12 protein-coding genes and 1 pseudogene are annotated in these 21,672 nt (G+C 44.9%); 9 read left to right on the top strand and 4 right to left on the bottom strand.

What is annotated here, in order from left to right; all coding sequences use genetic code 11:
• Positions 1-372: 372 nt before the first annotated feature.
• On the top strand, positions 373-1,026 hold the full coding sequence (locus GW12_RS13995) for a response regulator transcription factor (RefSeq protein WP_034588710.1): 654 nt from the start codon (positions 373-375) through the stop codon (positions 1,024-1,026).
• 63 nt (positions 1,027-1,089) lie between these two features.
• Here the strand turns inward: GW12_RS13995 and GW12_RS14000 are convergent, their stop codons facing one another.
• Both GW12_RS14000 and GW12_RS14005 read right to left on the bottom strand, forming a co-directional pair.
• On the bottom strand, positions 1,090-1,851 hold the full coding sequence (locus GW12_RS14000) for a hypothetical protein (protein WP_034588712.1): 762 nt from the start codon (positions 1,849-1,851) through the stop codon (positions 1,090-1,092).
• A 415-nt stretch (positions 1,852-2,266) separates the two neighbouring features.
• Positions 2,267-5,758, bottom strand: coding sequence for a PAS domain-containing hybrid sensor histidine kinase/response regulator (locus tag GW12_RS14005; RefSeq protein ID WP_034588714.1), 3,492 nt, complete (start codon positions 5,756-5,758; stop codon positions 2,267-2,269).
• Between the two features lie 182 nt (positions 5,759-5,940).
• Here GW12_RS14005 and GW12_RS14010 point away from each other — a divergent pair, with 182 nt between their 5' ends.
• The 4 genes and pseudogenes from GW12_RS14010 (at position 5,941) to GW12_RS14025 (ending at position 11,140) form a co-directional block, all read left to right on the top strand.
• Positions 5,941-6,273, top strand: a complete 333-nt coding sequence (locus GW12_RS14010) for a DUF485 domain-containing protein (protein WP_034588715.1) — start codon at positions 5,941-5,943, stop codon at positions 6,271-6,273.
• Between the two features lies 1 nt (position 6,274).
• Positions 6,275-7,981 carry a cation acetate symporter gene (locus tag GW12_RS14015; RefSeq protein ID WP_034588716.1) on the top strand — a complete coding sequence of 569 codons (1,707 nt, stop codon included), beginning with the start codon at positions 6,275-6,277 and terminating at the stop codon, positions 7,979-7,981.
• A 304-nt stretch (positions 7,982-8,285) separates the two neighbouring features.
• Positions 8,286-10,247 carry a choline BCCT transporter BetT gene (locus GW12_RS14020; protein WP_034588717.1) on the top strand — a complete coding sequence of 654 codons (1,962 nt, stop codon included), beginning with the start codon at positions 8,286-8,288 and terminating at the stop codon, positions 10,245-10,247.
• Positions 10,248-10,446: 199 nt separating this feature from the next.
• Positions 10,447-11,140, top strand: a pseudogene (locus GW12_RS14025) (ion channel).
• 48 nt (positions 11,141-11,188) lie between these two features.
• Here GW12_RS14025 and omp33-36 read toward each other — a convergent pair.
• The gene (omp33-36, locus tag GW12_RS14030; RefSeq protein ID WP_034588720.1) at positions 11,189-12,064 is read right to left on the bottom strand and encodes a porin Omp33-36; all 876 of its coding nucleotides are present in this window, start codon (positions 12,062-12,064) and stop codon (positions 11,189-11,191) included.
• 1,000 nt (positions 12,065-13,064) lie between these two features.
• On the opposite strand from omp33-36, the gene GW12_RS14035 reads away from it, so the two are divergent.
• Positions 13,065-14,774, top strand: a complete 1,710-nt coding sequence (locus tag GW12_RS14035; protein WP_034588722.1) for a GGDEF domain-containing protein — start codon at positions 13,065-13,067, stop codon at positions 14,772-14,774.
• A 170-nt stretch (positions 14,775-14,944) separates the two neighbouring features.
• On the opposite strand, the gene uvrA is transcribed toward GW12_RS14035, so the two are convergent.
• Positions 14,945-17,776, bottom strand: coding sequence for an excinuclease ABC subunit UvrA (gene uvrA, locus GW12_RS14040; RefSeq protein WP_034588724.1), 2,832 nt, complete (start codon positions 17,774-17,776; stop codon positions 14,945-14,947).
• Positions 17,777-18,171: 395 nt separating this feature from the next.
• On the opposite strand from uvrA, the gene GW12_RS14045 reads away from it, so the two are divergent.
• From GW12_RS14045 to ssb, 3 genes are all read left to right on the top strand, one after another.
• Positions 18,172-19,263, top strand: coding sequence for a DUF475 domain-containing protein (locus GW12_RS14045; RefSeq protein WP_034588726.1), 1,092 nt, complete (start codon positions 18,172-18,174; stop codon positions 19,261-19,263).
• 152 nt (positions 19,264-19,415) lie between these two features.
• Complete coding sequence (locus tag GW12_RS14050; protein ID WP_034588727.1) at positions 19,416-20,780, top strand: MFS transporter; 1,365 nt, start codon at positions 19,416-19,418, stop codon at positions 20,778-20,780.
• 51 nt (positions 20,781-20,831) lie between these two features.
• Positions 20,832-21,407: a single-stranded DNA-binding protein gene (gene ssb / locus GW12_RS14055; protein ID WP_034588730.1), complete on the top strand. Its 576-nt coding sequence runs from the start codon at positions 20,832-20,834 to the stop codon at positions 21,405-21,407.
• Positions 21,408-21,672: the final 265 nt, after the last annotated feature.

Below are 21,672 nucleotides of genomic sequence, written 5' to 3' on the forward strand. Positions count from 1 at the left end.
TTGGAACCTAAAAATTCGGTTGGTCTCGGAATGAGCCTATTAATCCAAAATGGGCTTAGCAGTGTAAAATAAGGAAAATCAGAAAAGTTATCTCATTTTTATATATAAGTAATTTGCTTGGTTCTTGTCAGGATACAAGTTGCTAATATTTTGATATTTCAACTTATATTCAATATTAATAAGCTTTTCTAGCAGTAGATAAACCATATATAAAAAAATGCTGAGAATTCAAGAATTACTGAAATAGGGAAATTTTGGCTTTTATGTAGCAAAACTGGGCATTATTTTTAAAAATTGTACAGTCTTGCATATCCCAAAAGTGTCGAGTGTGGTTAGAATAGAGTCACCGTGCACAAGATCTCCTCAGGTCCTATGAATATTTTAATCGTTGATGATCATCCCCTGTTTCGTCATGCTTTAATTCAAGCCGTTCGTTATAGCTTGCCGCAAGCTCAAATCCATGAGACTGCTGCCGTCAATGAATTCTATGAACGCCTCGAGAATGGCCCTGAACCTGATCTTGTGCTACTCGACCTGAACCTGCCAGGGGCTTCTGGTTTCTCTGCTCTGGTTCACGTGCGTGCCCAATATCCTTCGATTCCAATTATTGTGGTATCGGCACACGAAGAAGTCAGCATTATCCAGCGTGCGATTGCACACGGTGCAATGGGCTATATTCCAAAATCAGCACATCCAAGCCATATTGGTGAAGCGATTCGTGAAGTGCTGGAAGGCGAAATCTGGTTACCACCAAATCTGCCGGTTGCCAACATGAACTTTGACCCGCGTGCTGCGGATGAAACGGCACTGGCTGAGCGAATCCAGTCTTTAACACCGCAACAGTTCCGTGTACTGATGATGGTGGCTGAAGGTTTGCTGAATAAACAGATTGCCTATGAACTGGATGTGTCTGAAGCAACTATTAAGGCACACGTTACGGCAATCTTCCGTAAACTGGGTGTACAGAACCGTACCCAGGCGGTACTGGCGATCAATGCATTGAATATTGAAGAAAAGAAAATCTGAGCTTTCTCAAGCGACAAAAAAAGACCTCAAGCGAGGTCTTTTTTATTGCCTATATAGAAGTGATTAGGCAATGCAATCCTGTTTAGGTGTCAGATCCGCACAGAACAATGGATTTAGCGCGCATTGCAATTCATCAATCTGTTCTTGGGTGACATAACCTTTATCGATTAAGTATTCTGCCACGCGGTCATCACGCAGACTCAGGAAAGCGGCATCATATACACCCAGATCAACAAACAGCGCTGCGGTTTCCAGACTGTTGAAGCGGTCCAGATATACGTCATTGCCATACATCAGGAACACATGGTCATAGTCCGCCATTGGTTCCACACGCAGGCGTTCTGCCAGTTCGTGTGGTGAAGTCTTAATGAAGAGCAATTCTGACAGCTCATCAAAATGGTTGGTATCCAGCTGGTCTTCACCGGTTTTGACTTTGCCCAGCCAAGCTTTGAATACCAGTACCGCACCGCCACGCAGCAACATACTCCAGATTTGGTGACGAGTGTGTTCACTCAGTTCAACTGATGCTTCTTCTAAAGACTGGATCAGTTTGTCTTCCTGTTCGGCCAGACGTTCGAACAGACCCAAGCCCTGTGGCTTATAGGCATGTGGTTCAAATACATCAAAATGCAGTTCATCAAACACCTGCAGGGCGAGGGGAACAGCACACTGATATAAGGTTTCCAGCGCTTCGACCTGAGCTTCATTCAGCTTGCTGTATTTAAACAGCTGGATCCAGTTGATTTCAGGCAGCATGGCATTGGCACCATACTGACGGTGAAACTGTCGGCTCTGATTGATGTCAGGGATAATATCTAAGCTCATAATTCGTCATCCTTTATGCAGTAATAACTGATCAGCTGCCATGGGGGATGAGGGTGATCGACATGGTTGAAACTGATCGTTTCTTAATTCCTATTTTCAGGGTTAAAACCTGGGTTAGGAAAGTACGACTAAAGTTCAAATTATGACCTTAAGATATTATTAGTTTATTAAAAATAACAACTTACAAAATTTTAACCAAGCTTACACACGTTGACAGCAACAATGGTGAGGTTTTGCCATAGTGATTTTTAAAATGATATTTTTAGCCAATCCATAGCCGGATTTTTAGTCTGATTTTGATGCTTTTGGCCTATAACTTTGAAAATTAGGCAAATATTGAAATTTTTTGTGACAATTGCAATAAAAATGCCTGTTTTACACTAGGTAAAACAGGCAATCCACAGTATCAATAATCTTAGCGATCTGAAATTTTTAAACCGGATAACCAAGAACGTAGAGAGGCTGGTTTCAGCGGCTTTTTCAGCAGCACGATATTTAAATCTTTTAGTTGTTGTGGCAGTTCCGGATCAGAATCGGCAGTAATCAAGGCGACTGGCACATCATTTTGGCGATTGGCCATAATGAAGTCCAGACCACGCTTGTCATTATTCAAGTGTTGATCGACTAACCAGACCTGAATATTTTCCTGCTCGATTAGCTGTTGTGCCTGTTCTGGCTCAGTCGCTTTAAATACCTCATAGCCCCATTTGGTCAGCAGGGTCGACATGCCTTCCAGAATGGTTTCATCATTGTCCAGACACAGGACTTTAAAGGCTTTGGATTTCAGCGGAACCGCCTGTACCGGTGCTGGTACGACTTTTGGAGCCTCGGTCAGCGGTACGTCAATCATGAAGCAGGAACCTTTGCCGAGTTCAGAATAGACATGTACCGGATAGTCCAGCATGCTGGTCATACGCTGTACGATGGCCAGACCCAAGCCCAAACCCTGTTCACCCCAAGGTGAGGTATGACCACAGCGCTCGAATTCCTGGAACAGCTTGATGCGCTGTTCTTCGGCAATACCCGGACCAGTATCCCAGACCCCGATACGGATATGATTCGGTCGGTTACTTGAACGCAGCACGCCGACCACGACTTTACCGCGTGCGGTATAACGCAGGGCATTGCTGACGAAGTTCTGGATAATCCGGCGAATCCACTGTGGATCGGTATCAATCCAGAACTGGGCATCATGTACGCTCAGTTTGATGCCACGTTGGGCTGCAATCGATTTGAATTGCAGTTCCAGATCGCTGAGCAGGTCATGCAATGGATAGGCCTGACGTTTCGGCTGAATGGTACCGCCTTCCAGACGCGCAATATCCAGCAGGGCAGAGAGCATGCTTTCTGCGCCATGCAGCGCACGATCCAGTTGCTGCAAGGTTTTGCGGTCTTCTTCACTTTGCACACTTTGTTCCAGAGCGGTACTAAATAGACGCGCGGCATGCATTGGCTGTAACAGGTCATGACTGGCGGCGGCAATAAATCGGCTTTTGGACATATTGGCTTTGTCCGCTTGTTCACGTGCCAGTTGCTGTTCCGATAAAGCATCAGCCAGCTGCTGGGTACGTTCACGCACGCGAGCTTCCAGCACTGCTTCATTTTCACGGAAAGCGGTAATATCGGCAAAGGTGGTCACGAAACCACCACCTTCAATTGGGTTCCCGCGCATCTGGATCACACGGCCATCTTTACGGATCCGCTCGAATTCATGCGCACTACCGACCTGCATCCAGTGAATCCGTTTACGCACGTGTTCTTCCACTGAACCTGGACCACATTCACCACGTTCAGCGTTATAACGGATCAGATCTGCGATCGGACAACCAACATAAACAATATCTTTTGGATAATCGAACAGCTTCAGGTACTGGTTGTTCCAGGCCACCAGACACATGTTTTCATCGACGACGCTGACCCCTTGGGTCATGTGGTCGATCATGGTCATGATCAGGTTCTGGTTAAAACGCTGCCATTGAGAAGCTTGGTCAAGAATGTTGGCGACCTGGCCGAGTGCCAGACCATTATTCACCATCGCGGTCGTTAGCAGAGTACGAGCGGAAGCGGCGCCAATGGTTCCCGCCAGATACTGTTCGGTAAAACGCCACCACATGCCATTGGCACTACTGCTTTCATTTAGCTCGACACTATTTTGATTACAGAACTGCTGGAATGCGCGCATGGTTGGTTCTTCACCGGTAATGCGTTTGGCCAGGGTAATCAGGTCACCGACTTTAAGACGCGCGACATCCTGATGGGAATAGCTGACATCAGTGCTTGGACTCTGCGATGGCAATGGCTTAGTTTCATAATAGAAAAAACTTTCTGCCTGAATCTGTTCCGCCACGCTTGGACGGAAAATTCGTGACACCCAGACATACAGTAGCAAATTCAGGCCCAGCGACCAGACCACGCCATGGGTCAGGGAGTTGAAAGATTCAAAGCCAATCAGGGCTTCTGGACGTAGCCAGTTCCAGCCGAATGGACCGAAGTTCAGAAAATCCTGACTAAACTGCTGGAATGGTTCCGGTAGGCTACGCAGAATGGTCGGCAACAGCAGGGTATAGGCCCATAGTGCGAAACCAGTCAGTAGACCAGCATAAACCCCCTGTTTACTGCCACCACGCCAGTACAGTCCACCAATCAGGGCAGGGGCGAATTGCGCTACCGCACTGAAGGCCAGTAAACCGAATACGGACAGCTGGTCGATATCATTAAAGAAATTATAGAACAGAAAGCCCAACAGCATTACGGCCAGAATACAGACACGGCGAGTGAATTTCAGTACCAGTGGTAGACGTTTGTCATGCCGTGAAATCAGGTTTGTACGCCAGAGTGCCGGCATGATCAGGTCATTACTGAGCATGATCGACAGCGCCACAGAAGACACTAGTAACATACCGGTGGATGCCGAGAAACCGCCAAGGAAGGCCAGTAATGTGAGCCAGTCCTGGTTATAGCTGAGCGGCAATGACAGTACAGCCACATCCGGAATCGCCAGATAATGTGGGGCAGCATGTAGTGCCCAGCTGGCAATTGGAACGATCGCGATGGTGGTCAAAATCAGATAGATAGCAAACCAGCGACGCGCACCACGGATATGTTTTTCATCACGGAGTTCGACTACAGCCACGTGAAACTGGCGTGGCAAACAGATAATTGCCAAAGCAGCCAGCAGGGTTTGTACCCAGAAACTTTCCGGTACCCCAAACATTTGCACATCGTGGAAAGTGCTACGGATGTCAGTGCTGATCTGGGTAATATTGCTCGGTTCAGCAAAGACAAAAAAGCCCGCGACGGCTAGTAAGGCAAATAGCTTAACGAAAGATTCAAAAGCCACCGCCAGCATCAGACCGCCATGCTGCTCGGTATTGGCAATCTGCCGGGTACCGAAAATCATCGCTAGAATCGCCAGTACACCAGTCAGGAACAGCACGCTGTTGGTCGTGCTGGCAATCCCACCGGTAGGTTCTAAAATCACGGAGGCACTTAAGGCAATGGCACGTAACTGCAAGGCCAGGTAAGGAATAATCGCAATGACGGCCAGAATCGTGACCAGCGAAGCGAGCGGGCCACTCTTGCCATAACGTGCAGCGACGAAGTCGGCGATGGAGGAAATCGCATGGTGCTGACGAACCCGTCCCAGACGTCGCCAGATATCATAACCGATGGCAACAAACAGTAATGGACCCAAGTATATTGGCAGAAAAATGATGCCTTCACGGACCGCTGCTCCAGTCGCGCCGTAGAAGGTCCAAGACGAGCAGTAAACCCCTAAAGTTAAGCTAAACAATAACATGCGCCCACGAGTACTCAAGCGACTCGCGTGTTTTTCTCCGAAGAAAGCGCAGATAAAGAGTAATGCGATATAGAGGGTGAGGACCCCGATGATGAGCCAACTATTCATATAGCCTTAAATGTATCGAGCATGCCGCTATGATACAGCATCATGCACTTCAGGGCTTACATTGATCATTTTTTAACGACCAAAGTCTAAATTACAACCAGTGACCAAGCTTGCTAATTTGATGGGGTGATAATTCGAATTAAAAAATAGCAGGCCCAAGGTTGGGCTACAGGAGTGTAATTATGGATGAGGTGCAGGTAGAAAGAATTCTACAGAATCCCAAATTCAAAGAAATGGTGCGCAGAAAGCGTAACCTGAGCTGGACCTTAACAGCCATCATGTTGTTTGTCTATGTCGGCTTTATGTTGCTGGTAGGCTACAACAAAGAATTTCTATTGTCTTCCATTTCAGGCGGTGTGACCACGTGGGGGATCCCATTGGGTCTAGGCATTATTGTTCTGTCATTTGTTCTGTGCGGTGTGTATTCCTATATTGCCAATAACAGACTTGATCAATTGAACCAAGAAGCGGTGCGCGAAGTTGAAGCGATTGCTCATGAAAAAGGACCACACTAAGATGAAATGGAATTCTCTTATCGCCCTGGCTGCAGCGGCAGTCAGCTCAGGCATCGCAATGGCTGGCCCGGATCTGGGTGCAGCAGAACAGCAGGCGACCAACTGGAACGCGATTATCATGTTTGTGATTTTCGTTGGTGCCACGTTATTTATTACCAAATGGGCTGCAAAGCAGACTACCAGTGCTAAAGACTTCTATACCGCCGGTGGTGGTATTTCTGGCTTCCAGAATGGCCTGGCGATTGCGGGTGACTATATGTCCGCCGCATCCTTCCTTGGTATTTCCGCGATGGTATTCCTGTCCGGTTTCGATGGGTTGCTGTATTCCCTGGGCTTCATGGTAGGCTGGCCAATCGTATTGTTCCTGGTGGCAGAACGTCTGCGTAACCTAGGTAAATACAACCTGTCTGACGTAGTGTCTTTCCGCTTGCAGGAAAAACCGGTACGTACCCTGGCAGCACTAAGTTCATTAGTCGTGGTTGCCTTCTATCTGATCGCACAGATGGTCGGTGCAGGTCAGTTGATCAAGCTGCTCTTCGGTCTGAACTACAACATCGCTGTGGTGATTGTTGGCCTGCTAATGATGGCTTACGTAATCTTCGGTGGTATGTTGGCAACGACCTGGGTACAGATCATTAAAGCAGTCATGCTGCTGTCTGGTGCAACGTTCATGGCATTTATGGTCATGAAAGGTGTAGGTTTCAGCTTCACTAACATGTTTGAGCAGGCCATTGGCGTTTATTCAAAAGTGCATGACCTGAACCTGGCTGATGCAACCAAAATCATGGGTCCAGGTAGCCTAGCCTCTAACCCGGTCGATGCAATTTCTCTTGGTCTTGCTTTGATGTTCGGTACTGCCGGTCTGCCACACATCCTGATGCGTTTCTTTACCGTAAAAGATGCGAAAGAAGCACGCAAATCAGTTGTGGTTGCAACAGGCTTTATTGGTTACTTCTACCTGCTGACATTCATCATCGGTTTTGGTGCGATCCTGTACGTTGCGAATAACCCGCAATTCCTGGATGTTGCAAAAATGGCACTTACAGGTAAGTTACAGCTTGTAGGTGGTAACAACATGGCGGCGGTTCACCTTGCAGATGCAGTGGGTGGTGACCTGTTTATGGGCTTTATTTCAGCAGTCGCATTCGCAACCATTCTTGCGGTTGTAGCGGGTCTGACCCTGTCAGGTGCTTCAGCAATTTCACATGACTTGTACGCGAACGTATTCAAGAAAGGTCAAACCACGCCTGAATCTGAACTGCGTATGTCTAAGATCGCGACTCTTGGTCTTGCTATCTTCGCGATGATTCTGGGTATCCTGTTCGAGAAACAGAACGTTGCTTTCATGGTAGGTCTGGCATTCTCGGTTGCAGCATGTGCAAACTTCCCGGTACTGGTTTTATCCATGTTCTGGAAAGGCTTAACAACGCGTGGTGCGGTGATTGGCGGTATCGTTGGTCTGGTGACTGCAGTCGTTCTGATCGTACTGTCTAAAGCAGTTTGGGTAGATACGCTGGGCATTGCTGAAACAGCAATCAACCCATTCAATGGTCCAGCCATCTTTGCAATGCCATTATCATTCTTCTGCTGCTGGTTGTTCTCAGTAACTGATAGCTCTGCAAGTGCGCAGGCTGAACGCAAAGCATTCGATGCACAGTTTGTACGCTCACAAACAGGTATTGGTATCTCAGGTGCATCTGATCACTAAGATCGAGTTGCCCTAAAAAAGCCCCCTTAGGGGCTTTTTTTATTGTCCGATCATTAGATTTTCTTCCCTAGTTCAATCGTCTTTTTTCATCTCATTTTCAGTGCATTATTATTCAAAAATTCTTTTTAGCTTGTTACGAGAAGGGAACAGGAATACAACCTAATGAACAATAACAATCACTTATCCTAGATTTCTAGTTTTGAAATGTATTCAAACTGCGTTCTTTTTACCTATCTATTCTTGTGGGTAATGCCTTTCGGGCCGATGTGGTCTATCTATTAAAACAAGCAAAAATGGAGTGGATATGTCTTCCAAACCCACATCCTGGTATTCCAATGTGAATCCACGTGTGTTTTTAACCACCGTCATCATCATTGGATTATTTCTTTCCATGGTGCTTCTGGTACCGGATTCCTTTGACCTGATGACCAAGCAGCTGAATCAGTGGGTGACGACGTCATTTAGCTGGTTCTATGTACTCTCTGTCGCGATTTTCCTGATACTGCTGGCTTATATTGCCCTGTCTGATATGGGCAAGATCAAACTGGGGCCGGATCATAGTAGTCCGGATTATAACAATGGCTCCTGGTTTGCTTTTCTGTTTACGGCCGGCATGGGGATTGGCCTGATGTTTTTTGGTGTGGCTGAACCGGTGATGCACTATGTCAACCCGCCATCTGGTGAGCCACAGACCATTGAGGCTGCACAGCAGGCCATGCGTGTGACTTTCTTTCACTGGGCACTGCATGGCTGGGGGATTTATGCACTGGTAGGTCTGGCGCTGGCTTATTTTTCCTACCGGCATGAATTGCCCTTAAAAATCCGTTCCGCACTTTATCCTCTCATTGGTGAACGCATTCATGGCCCGCTTGGGGATAGTGTCGATATCTTTGCCACCATTGGTACAGTGTTTGGGGTCGCGACGACTTTGGGTTTTGGAGTGACACAAATTAACTCCGGTCTGAACTATCTGATTGGTCTTGAACAGAGCATTACCGTACAGGTCATCCTGATTATTGTGGTCAGTATCCTGGCTTCCCTGTCCGTATTTTTTGGTCTGGATAAAGGCATCAAACGCTTGTCTGAACTGAATATTGTGCTGGCAGTGATCTTGTTGCTGTTTGTATTTATTGCTGGGCCGACGATTTATCTGCTGCAGACCACAATTCAGAATATTGGGCAGTACATGTCAGCGCTGTTTAGTATGACCTTTAATCTGCAGGCCTATCAGCCAACTGGCTGGATTGGGGGCTGGACCATCATGTACTGGGCTTGGTGGATTTCCTGGTCGCCATTTGTGGGAATGTTTATTGCCAGGGTGTCACGTGGTCGTACGATTCGAGAATTTATCGTTGGTGTTTTGCTGATTCCATCCGGTTTTACCGTGGTCTGGATGGGTTTTATGGGTAATGGTGCCTTATATAGCATTATCCATGAAGCCAATATTGGACTAATGCAGGCAGTACAGCGCGATTCATCCGTTGCATTATTCGAGTTTCTACATGGCATGCCTTTCTCTTCTATCATGAGTGTTTTGGCAACCTTGCTGATCATGTTGTTCTTTGTCACTTCAGCCGATTCTGGCGCACTGGTCACTGATTATCTGACTGCAAAATCGGATCAATCTCCAACCTGGCAGCGCCTGTTCTGGACGGTGCTTATGGCATTATTGGCAATTATCTTGCTGTATGCAGGTGGTTTGGCAGCTTTGCAATCCGCCACCATGCTGAGTGCCTTGCCCTTTACTTTGATTATGCTATTGATCAGTTGGGGCCTCATTAAAGCACTGCATCTGGAAGTGACCAAAATGCAGGCCTTGCAGGTGGCACGAATTACCCCACGTGCGATTCATAATCCACGTAGCTGGCAACAACGTCTAGGCCTAATCATGCATTATCCGCATAGCGAGCAGGAGATTATCGACTATATCCAGTCTGATGTGCGGCAGGCATTTTTGAGTATCCAGAAAGAATTTCAGCACCGTCAGCATTCTGCTGTAATTGATGAAATTGAAAATGGGCTGTCCATAAGGGTAGATCATCAGGATGAAGCCAATTTTGTCTATGCGGTGGTAGCACGCAAGACCTTGCCACCGAGCTTTATGCCAACCCCGGAAGAGGAAGCCCCTCAGTATTATCAGGCTGAGGTATTTCTGAATGAAGGTGGTCAGAACTATGATGTGATGGATTGGACCCGCGAAGACCTGTTACAGGATATTCTAGACCAGTACGAACGTCATCTGCATTTCCTGAGTATGGTGCGTTAATTCTGTTGAGGAATTTACCGAAAGAGAAGGGACGTGAATACGTTCCTTTTCCCTGTGTAGCATGTGCATTAAGATGCTTTTTTGAGATATATCATTTTTATACAAGATCACTTTCACGACTTCTCCGATTGCATGCTAAGTTTATTGATACATAACAATAAAATGCCAATTAGGCAGGACAAACAATAAGAAGGACTGCATGAAACGAACTCTGCTCATGTGCTGGAACACCTTTAAGCGCCTGCCTTCGGCATGGCTGCTGTGTCTGCAGTTTATCATTCTGGTGCTTTCAGTCCTATCTTATGAATATGCACCTTACCGGGCAGCAACTTGGGTATTGGGGGTACTGGCTTTACTAGTGATTGCCAAGGTCATCCGGCAGACTCCGGTATTTACCTTCTTAGGACTCAGCTTTGTTATGGGAGCCTTGTTTTTTTCATCATTAGTATTGTTGGGTGTAAAACAGATTTGGGTGCTGATTACTGTCCATGCTTTTGAGGCAGGTGCTTATTTTAGTGCCTCTTATGGTCTATTACGTTATATGTTTCACGATCGTTATCTAACTAAAGATGAATTGTTTGCAGCTGGGGCAGCTTTTACCCTGATGGCATGGGGATTTGCATTTCTTTATAGTATTTGCCAGTTACTGATTCCTTATAGTTTTGCTGATCCGGATTTGCAAGCCTATCAGCCTTGGCTAGATTTGTTATTCTTAAGCTTTAGTGTTGCAGTCAGCAACAGGATTAGCGGATACGATTCCTGTGAGTCCCTTTGCCAGAATGATTACGATGATTCAGATGTTTTTTGGTGTAATGTATCTGGCCCTAATCGTGTCACGATTAGTCGGGCTACAATATATTTCTCATCTTCCGCATAAAAAATCAGACCAATAAAAAAGGACGCATAAAGCGTCCTTTCTCAATTCAGAATCTAATTAGAGATTAGAAGCGGAATTTAGCGTTCAAGCCAACAGTTTGAGTGTCGCGGCTTTCATTTTCAGCATTTACATCAACAAAAGATGCACCAACAGCAACCGCTGGAGTGATGAAGTAGTTTACGTTAGCACCGATTGCTTTGTTCAGGTCAGCAAGATCAGATTCAAGGTAAGAAACACCAACGCTTAGTTTAGGAGTTACATATAGAGTAGTACCCAGGTTGTAAGCGTTTTCTTCACCATAAACTAAACCAGCATCAAAACCGATAGACATGTTAGTGCCATCGATCGCACCTACGTATTTAGTACGTGCAGTGATTGCGTCTTGGTCTTCGTTGATTGTATCTTTTTCGATCGCAGCTTTGGCAACACCGTTGTTAAACATGTTGAAAGCATCATAAGACGTTTGGTCTGCAACGCTTGTATAACCTACAGCAACCAAGAAGTTAGGCGCAACTACAGCACCCAGTTCTAATGCATAACGGTCGCCATTGTCGTTCGCTACACCACCTTTGTTATCAGTGATTGTGTGACTGTAAGACGCGCTAGCGTAAGCCGGAACAACTTTAGTTGGGATATATGCTTCACCTTTCGCACCGAAAGTATGAGAAGTTTGATCGATGTTGTCAGCGTCTACATCATATTCACCGTAAGTGTAAGATGCAGAAACGTTAGAAGCTTGGTTCAGGAATGCTGCTTCAGCTAAAGGACCTTTAGAAGCGTCAACATCTTTAAAGTAGTAAGTACCTTGAACAGCGCCAGAGAAGTCTTTGTCATTTACAGTATTGTCGATGAATTCTGATTGACCTTGAACTTCGAATTGATACGCTTGAGCACCGGTCATGGCTAATAATAAAGCAGTGGCTAAACCGAGTTTTTTCATGATATTTACCATTTTTAAAAGGGAGTAAAACAATTGGTAATTGTATTGTAACAATTTATTAAGTCAATGAACTCTAAGGTAATTATTGGAAGACAGAATTATAAGTTATTAATTTGATTAAAAATCAAACAATCAGGCATCAGCTATGTCAACTATAAAAACTACTGAAAGAACAATAAACTAAGGATACAGATAAGAAGGTTAGAGGATCTAAAAAGTAAATTTTTTATAATTTTGGTTATGGTTTAATCTAATTGATATATTTTGTGAAATAGAAAAAATCAATTTTAAGCGATATGCATTAAATTTACTGCTGCTTAAATTATGTAAGATTAAACGCATAAAGATTAAAAAACACTCAAATATTAAATCCAACTGAAATAATCAGCTTTACATTTTAAATGAAAGTTAACATAATTAGCTTATCGAGTCAGAAATGTATTTATTTGACCTGATTCTCCACAAGTTTTTGTTTTATCGGCCCAGCTTTCCCCAAGGTTGGGCTTTTTTTTGTCTAAAATTGGGGTGAAGGCTTTATGAAGCGATGAATATTAAAAATATATGCACCAAAATGATGCTTAATTTTAATATTTAAATATGAGCTAATAATCCTAAAGACAAAAAAAATCCCAATTTTCATGGAAAACTGGGATTTTTTAGCCAAAATTTGCGGGTTTATTAAAATATCTGCTGAGGAATAATTTAATTCGCCCTAATGCGGTGCATTATGCACTTATTTGTTGCATGTGTAAACAGTAAACAACGTGGATTTACAAATTTTTTAGAACTATTTGGAAAATTAAATTGAGGTTTATGAAATAAAAGATATTTATAAATGAATAAAGAAAGATAATTGTAAGAATGACCTAGGAGATCAATAAAAATATGAAATGTATAAGGTTTAATCTTTTAGACTTAAGTATTTTATTTATATAATATTTCAACTAAAGCAAATACCTCTTTCTATTATTTATCGAGCTGAGGGGCGTAACTTAAAGCCATGAATACCCTGCGCTCTGAGCAACTCAGTAAACGCCTGTATTGGGCGATGTCTATCGTTATTTTCTGTTTACTCCTGATTTGTATTCCGCTCATTGTTAACAGTAGCCAAAAATTTACCCAGTCCTATCGTACATATTATCAACTTGAAGCCTTACGTGATCTGGCAGACCTCGCCAATAAAATTTCCAGAGAACGTGGTCCAGCTAATATGCTGATGATCAGTTCGGCTGATGAATTTAAACAAAAACAAGAAATGCTGCTGGAATATCGCGCTAAAGTAGATGATCAATTGGAACATACCGCGCAACAATTAAAAGAGAGTGGTTTTAATGAGCTGAGTCAACAGATCTATACGGTATTAAAGCCCAGTCTTGAATATGGTCGTCAGCAAGTCGATGCCTATGTCGCGCTACCTTATGATGAGCGCAATGCAGCCCAGCTGGATACCAGTATTCTGGCAATGTTTCAGGTCTGGGATAATAGTCGCCGGTTGCTTAAAAGTTTGGTGATCGAGTCGGATGTTTCTTCGAGTAAAATTGCCCATTTTGTTTCCCAGATTTTATTGTTAGCGGATCTGCGCGATCAGGCCGGACGGGTGGTTTCCAATATTACAGCCCCTGTTACCTTTGGAGAGACGATTCCAGAACAAAACCGCAATCGTAGTCTGCAAACCCAATATCGGGTACGTTACTTGTGGGATTTAATTGACACGGTACAACCCAAAGAAGACAAAACCCCAGAATTTATCAAGTTGCATCAGGATATTAAAAAATATTTTATTGATCAGGGGATTCCTTTAGCAGCAAGTCTGATTGAGGATAGTTTGCAGCATCGTCCTTATCATTTAACGGCGATGCAAATTAGTGAAATGATAGGGGATCATTTTGCCAAAGTCGTAGATATGCAAAGCTATCTGTTGCAATATAGCCATGATGTCGCGCAAAAAGAAATGCGGTCGAATTTAAAATATTTGATTGGAACCATCGTAATTTCACTGATTTCTTTAATGACTGCTATTTCCAGTATGGTGTTTGCACGCCGACATATCTTTTTGCCATTAATTCATGCACGTAAAATTTTGTTTGATTTGTCTAGTTCAGCGAAAACAGATAGTTCTGCACTTCAGTCTCTTTCTAAAGATAATTCGGACAGTTTATTTGCCGGAATTAAAAAGCTGCAGCAGATGTTGCAACAACGTGATGCACTGGAGTTTAGATTAAAAAATATTGCTCATTCAGATCCTTTAACAGGCTTATCTAACCGTTTTGCACTGGATGAATACATTCGTTTTCTAGAACAAAGCCCATCTCAGTTTAGCCAGACTTGTTTGATGATTATTGATATTGACCACTTTAAGCAGGTAAATGATCAGTATGGACATATTGTTGGGGATGAGATTATTCAGCTAGTTGCACAGTGTTTAAAATCGAATGTCCGGACTTCGGATTTGTTGGTGCGTTATGGTGGAGATGAGTTTCTGGTTCTGATTGAAAATATTGAACTGGAAAATGCTTTGCAAATTGCTGAAAAAATTTGTCGTGAGATTGAGGCTGCCAGCATCCAGAATAAAGCAGGCGAGCGGATTCAAGTTTCAGTCAGTATTGGTGTAGCAGTGGGGGCATCATCTTGGGTCAATCTATTTACTCAAGCGGATAAGGCATTGTTTGGGGCAAAAGCGAAAGGGCGAAATGCAGTGGCGGAGGCTTAGATTTTTTTAAGCTACCTACTTTATTTATCCTTTAGGAAAAGAAGCTTCTTCTACTGGATACGTAAAAGAAAAGATAGAGTCTTATCATATTTAAAATCTTCCCTCGCCCTCCTTTATAAAAGGAGGGAATTTCTTTCTTAAATAAGAAAGACTAGGGAAGTGATTTGTTATTATTTTAACAACGGCTTTAAGAACTTCGCAGTATGTGAAACCTTATTCTTCGCCACTTCTTCAGGCGTACCTTCAGCAATAATCATACCGCCACCAGCACCACCTTCAGGACCGAGATCCACAATCCAGTCTGCGGTTTTAATTACATCCAGATTATGTTCAATCACCACAATGGTATTTCCCTTGTTGCGTAGCTCATGCAGGATGTCTAATAATTTGGCAATGTCATGGAAATGCAGACCAGTTGTTGGTTCATCCAGCACATATAAGGTTTTGCTGGTATCGCGTTTTGCCAGTTCACGGGCCAGTTTCACACGTTGGGCTTCACCACCAGAAAGGGTAGTCGCAGATTGTCCCAGACGGATATAACCCAGACCCACCTGATGTAGAGTTTCTAGACGGCGGTGAATCACTGGAATCGCATCAAAGAAATGCATCGCATCTTCAACGGTCATTTCCAGGACGTCAGAAATATTTTTGCCCTTGTAATTCACTTCCAGCGTTTCACGGTTATAACGCTTGCCATGACAAGCATCACAAGGCACATACATGTCGGGCAGGAAGTGCATTGCCACCTTAATCATGCCGTCACCTTCACAGGCTTCACAGCGACCGCCTTTCACGTTAAAGGAGAAACGGCCAGCGGTATAACCACGGGCTTTGGCTTCCTGAGTCTGCGAAAACAGTTCACGAATTGGGGTAAATAGACCAGTATAGGTTGCCGGATTCGAACGTGGGGTACGTCCAATCGGGCTTTGGTCAATATCCACCACTTTATCCAGGTACTGCAGACCATCGATGGAATCAAATTTTTCGGCGGTCAGCGTGGTCGCGCCATTTAACTGGGTTGCTGCCAGTGGCAACAGGGTACGGTTAATCAATGTCGATTTACCAGAACCAGACACCCCGGTGATACAGGTCATCACACCTAACGGAATAGTTAAGTCGACATTTTTCAGGTTGTGCCCGGCAGCTCCCATCAACTTAATCTGTTCTTCCGGTTTTGGCGGTTTGGTGCGCTGTTTTGGCACTTCAATTTTCAGCTCACCTGACAGGTATTTACCGGTGAGTGAGTTTTTATTGGCTGCCAGTTCTTTATAGTTACCTTCGGCGATCACATGACCGCCATGCACACCGGCACCCGGACCGATATCAATAATATGGTCGGCAGCACGAATGGCATCTTCATCATGTTCTACGACTAATACGGTATTACCCAGATCACGCAGACGCACCAAAGTTTCGAGCAGGCGGTCATTGTCGCGCTGGTGCAGACCAATCGATGGTTCATCCAGGACATACATCACGCCCATCAGGCCGGCACCAATCTGCGAAGCCAGACGGATACGCTGTGCTTCACCACCAGACAGGGTTTCCGCAGAACGTGACAGGCTGAGATAGTTCAGGCCAACAGATACTAGGAAGTGCAGACGTTCACGGATTTCCTTGAAAATCTTGTCGGCAATTTCACCTTTGGCTCCTTCAAGGTTGAGACCCTGATAATAGCTTTCAGCATCACCAATCGACATTTTGGTGATTTCAGCGATGGTCTTGTCTTTCACCCGGACATGACGGGAAATTTCATTCAGACGTGAACCCCCGCAGGCATCACAAGCCGCATTAGACAGATACTGGGCCAGGTCATCACGCACATAATTGCTTTCGGTTTCACGGTAGCGGCGTTCTAAATGTGGCAATACACCTTCAAATGGAATCACGCGGTTATGACGACGGCCACGTTCATCGATATAGCTGAGGTCGATTTTTTCCCGCCCGGTACCATACAGAAGTTTCTTTTTAACATCAGCTTCCAGTTGATTCCAAGGCGTGTCCAGCGAATAGCCAAAGTGATTCGCTACTTTCTCAATCATACTGTAATAATATGGACGCTGACGGTCCCAGCCGCGAATCGCGCCTTGGCTCAGGCTGAGTTCAGGATTCGGAATCAGTTTTTCGGCACTGAAATGGCTGCGGGTACCTAGGCCATCACAGACCGGGCATGCGCCGAACGGGTTGTTGAACGAGAATAAGCGTGGTTCCAGCTCCGCCACGGCACGGTCACATTCCGGGCAGGAGTGCTTGGCTGAGAAAACACGGTCCGGCTGCTCGCCTTTCATCCAGGACAGGATGGCAATATCCCCACCCAGACGCAGGGCAGTTTCAAAACTTTCCGCAATCCGGTTGCCAAGGTCATCACGCACTTTAAAACGGTCGACCACCACTTCAATGGTGTGTTTTTTCTTTTTATCCAGTTCTGGTGGCGGATCGATTTCTACTATCTCACCATCCACGCGGGCACGCACGAAGCCCTGGCTTTGTAACTGTTCGAACAGTGCCGAGTATTCACCCTTACGCTCACGTACTACAGGCGCCAGCAGCATCAGCGCTGTGCCTTCTTCCAGGGCTTTCACGGCATCGACCATTTCTGTCACGGTTTGCGCGACCATTGGCAGGTCATGCTCAGGGCAATATGGGGTACCGACACGGGCATACAGCAGACGTAAATAGTCGTAAATTTCCGTGATGGTTCCCACAGTAGAACGCGGGTTATGGCTGGTGGATTTCTGCTCGATGGCAATCGCCGGGCTTAGCCCTTCAATTGAATCGACTTCTGGTTTTTCCATCTGGGACAGGAACTGGCGCGCATAGGCAGACAGTGATTCGACATAGCGACGCTGGCCTTCGGCATAGAGGGTATCAAATGCCAGTGAGGATTTACCTGAACCGGAGAGTCCCGTAATCACCACAAACTTGTCGCGTGGAATATCAAGGTTCACATTCTTAAGGTTATGCGTACGTGCACCTCGAATACGGATATGACTTTGGCTCATGCAATAATCCTGGATGATTCTTTTAAAAACCTATATATGATAGCGCATGAAAAATGTTCAAGTGCAAAGATTAGTACATTTAACGTCAAGTTATGACGGTTGAGTTCAGCCATCTGTCTCAATTTACAAACAAAAGTAAATATCTGAACAGTTAAATGAAGTTTTTATAAAATTTTTTAGATCAGAAATAAGACCGTATCAGCATGCCCATGTTGAAGTAGCTAGGCAAGTCTAAAGATTAACCAATTGCAAAATCGAAAAATAATCAAAAACAGACAGGGAATTGCTTTGGTTTCATCCATAAAAGTTTCATAATGGCGGCAAATTTTCACAGAAATTCATTTTTTGTACTGCGAAATGATTTTTGAATTCTACTTAATACAAGGTCGATTTGTATGTTGAAACATTTTGGTTTCTCATTTGCATTTTCGATTGTGTGTCTTAGTTTAGCAGCATACTGGGGCTTTACCCACGGCCCTGAAGCCGGTCTGCAAACCATGTTCACAGCACTGACCATCACTGCAATTCTTGCAATCATGGAAGTGTCGTTGTCGTTTGATAACGCGGTTGTCAATGCCTCAGTCCTGCGTGGCTGGGATCACTTCTGGAAAATGGTCTTCCTGACCGTCGGGATCCTGGTCGCCGTGTTCGGGATGCGTCTGATTTTCCCGGTGGTGATTGTAGCTGTCACTGCCAACATGGGTTTTATGGAGGTGGTGCAGCTCGCGTTAAATGCACCGAAGGAATATTCAGCCAAACTGATGGCGCATCATGCGGAGATTTCTGCCTTTGGTGGTGCCTTCCTGATGCTGGTGTTCCTGAACTTCTTCCTGGATGAAGAAAAAGATACGCACTGGTTCCGCATGCTGGAACGCCGTCTGGCGCATCTAGCCAATGTTCCAGCGATGTCAGTTTTTATTACCCTAATTGCCTTGCTGGTCATGGATGCGCAGATCGTAGAAGAGAAGCGTCTAGATGTGATGCTGGCGGGGATCTGGGGCATTGTGGTCTATATCGGGGTGCAGGTGCTGAGTCATATGCTTGGTGGTGAACCGGAAGTGGACGAAGAAGGCAATGCCATTCGCCACGATGCTGAAGGTGTACCAACGGGTGTAGTGAAAGCCGGTTTTGGTGGTTTCTTGTACTTAGAAGTACTGGATGCCTCTTTCAGTTTTGATGGTGTGATCGGTGCTTTCGCGATTACTTCCGATGTGGTGATCATCATGTTGGGTTTGGCGATCGGTGCGATGTTTGTACGTTCGATGACTATTTATCTGGTCGATAGAGGCACGCTAGATTCTTATATCTATCTGGAACACGGGGCACACTACGCGATTGGTGCTTTGGCATTCATCATGCTGGCAAGCAGCACCGGTGTACATATTCCGGAAGTGGTGACTGGCCTGATCGGTGTGGCATTTATTATCTGGGCGGTGATTGCATCAATCCAGTACACCAAGCATGAGCAGAGAAAAATCAAAAAATAATTTTCTCTTCCTCATCAAAGCGTGGCTCCGGCCGCGCTTTTTCTTTTTCAGCTCCTTATCAGTTTTAATTTCAAATAAAATTCCTGCATCCATTCCGGCTGAATGTCCTATAATCTTCGCCTGAAGATCCACCAATTGAACTGTCAAAATTTATGATGAATGCCATAGAACGTCGCTCAACCTTTGCACTGAGTAGTATTTTTGCGCTGCGCATGCTTGGGTTGTTTATGATTATCCCTGTATTCTCGGTTGCAGGGCAGTCATATCAATATGCGACACCGGCATTGATTGGTCTGGCTGTGGGAATCTATGGCCTGACCCAGGCGATTTTACAGATTCCATTTAGTCTGATTGCGGACCGTTATAGCCGAAAGCCACTGGTGGTTTTAGGTCTGCTGCTGTTTGCGATTGGTGGAGCAATTGCGGCAATGTCGGATACTATTTATGGCGTGATCATTGGTCGTGCTATTGCAGGTGGTGGGGCAGTATCAGCGGTAGTGATGGCCCTGCTGGCAGATGTCACCCGTGAAGAAAATCGCATGAAAGCCATGGCAACCATGGGCATGAGTATCGGCCTGTCCTTTGTGGTTGCTTTCACTTTGGGCCCTTGGCTAACGGGTCTGGTCGGCATTTCTGGCCTGTTCTGGGTGACCACCATTATGGGTCTGGCAGCAATTGTGATGTTACTGATGGTCCCGAAAGTGACCCGTCATCATCGTAACTTCCAGCAGGGTTATCTGACCCAGCTAAAACAGGTGCTGAAAATGGGTGACCTGAACCGCCTGCATGTCTCGGTATTCAGCCTTCATCTTCTTCTCACTGCGATGTTTATCTATGTGCCATCGCAGCTGATTGAGTTTGCAGATATTCCATTGGCCAGCCATGGCTGGGTATATCTGCCATTGCTGGTGGTAAGCCTATTCTTTGCTTTCCCGAGCATTATTCTGGCGGAAAAATACCGCAAAATGCGTAGCATTTTCCTTACCGCAATTGCGGGGATTATCTTAGGATTATTGGTGCTGATTTTTGGCTTTGAATCTAAATATATTCTACTAACTGGTCTGGGGCTGTTCTTTATTGCCTTTAACGTAATGGAAGCGTTATTGCCATCCTGGCTGTCGAAAGCAGCGCCAATTCAGTCCAAAGCCACAGCCATGGGTGTGAATGCCAGCAGCCAGTTCCTGGGCGCGTTCTTTGGCGGTACCGTAGGCGGACAACTTTTGTTGCTGAATGATACCGCGATGGGTTGGAGTATCCTGACTGCGATTGCTATAATTTGGCTGGTCATCAGTTTCGGGCTGGCTCAGCCGCGTTACCTGTCCTCTCTGGTACTCCGTCTGCCTGAAAACCGACAAACAGATGAATGGACTTCCCAGCTTTTATCTATTCATGGTATTGAAGAAGTTGTGGTGATGTCTGAACAGCAAGTGGCCTATGTCAAGGTTGATAAACAGCAGATCGATGATTCTGCGCGACAACAATTAACGCACTTGTTAGGTAAAGAGGTAGCCATTTAAGCATAACTCTTATAAAGTAAAATACAGAAACAAATAGGAAGTAAAGATCTCATGCGTGGTGTAAATAAGGTTATTTTGGTAGGTACTTTAGGTCGAGATCCAGAAACAAAAACTTTCCCCAATGGGGGTTCTCTCACTCAATTCTCTATCGCAACCAGCGAATCTTGGACGGACAAGAATACTGGCGAGCGTAAAGAACAAACTGAATGGCACCGTATTGTATTGCACAACCGTCTAGGCGAAATCGCACAGCAGTACCTGCGTAAAGGTTCTAAAGTTTATATCGAAGGTTCATTGCGTACCCGTCAATGGACAGACCAAAATGGTCAGGAACGTTACACCACCGAAATTCGTGGTGAGCAGATGCAAATGCTGGATTCAGGCCGTGCCCAAGGTGGTGAACAGTCTGACAACGGTGGCTTTGCGCAACCGCGCTTTAACAACAATAACCAGCAAGGTGGTTATGCGAATCAAGGCGGTTATGGCGCACCACAACAAGGTGGCTTTAACAATAATGCACCTGCAGGCAATGGCTATGGCAACAACCCGGGCGGTTTTGCACCAAAAGCAGCGCCAGCAGCAGTTGCAGCACCAGCAGCAGACTTAGATGACGATTTACCGTTCTAACTTGTACAATATATAAATATTGTATTTAAGATAAAATTGATTTGAATCTATTTTGATTCAAATATTTATCTAAAAATATAGCTTCTTTTATTTTTTTAAAATAAGAGAGGCTATTTTTTTATAAAAATTAAATTAGAAGTGCGTATATTATTTATTTGGTTAAATTGGTATTTAAATAATAATTTAATTCGCAGATTCAAATCCCAAGTGCGACACATTTGTAGTTAGTTGAAAAAGTTAGGTGTATTCATAGAATCATTAGACT

The organism is Acinetobacter sp. HR7 (assembly GCF_000773685.1).
GTDB classification, from domain to species: domain Bacteria; phylum Pseudomonadota; class Gammaproteobacteria; order Pseudomonadales; family Moraxellaceae; genus Acinetobacter; species Acinetobacter thermotolerans.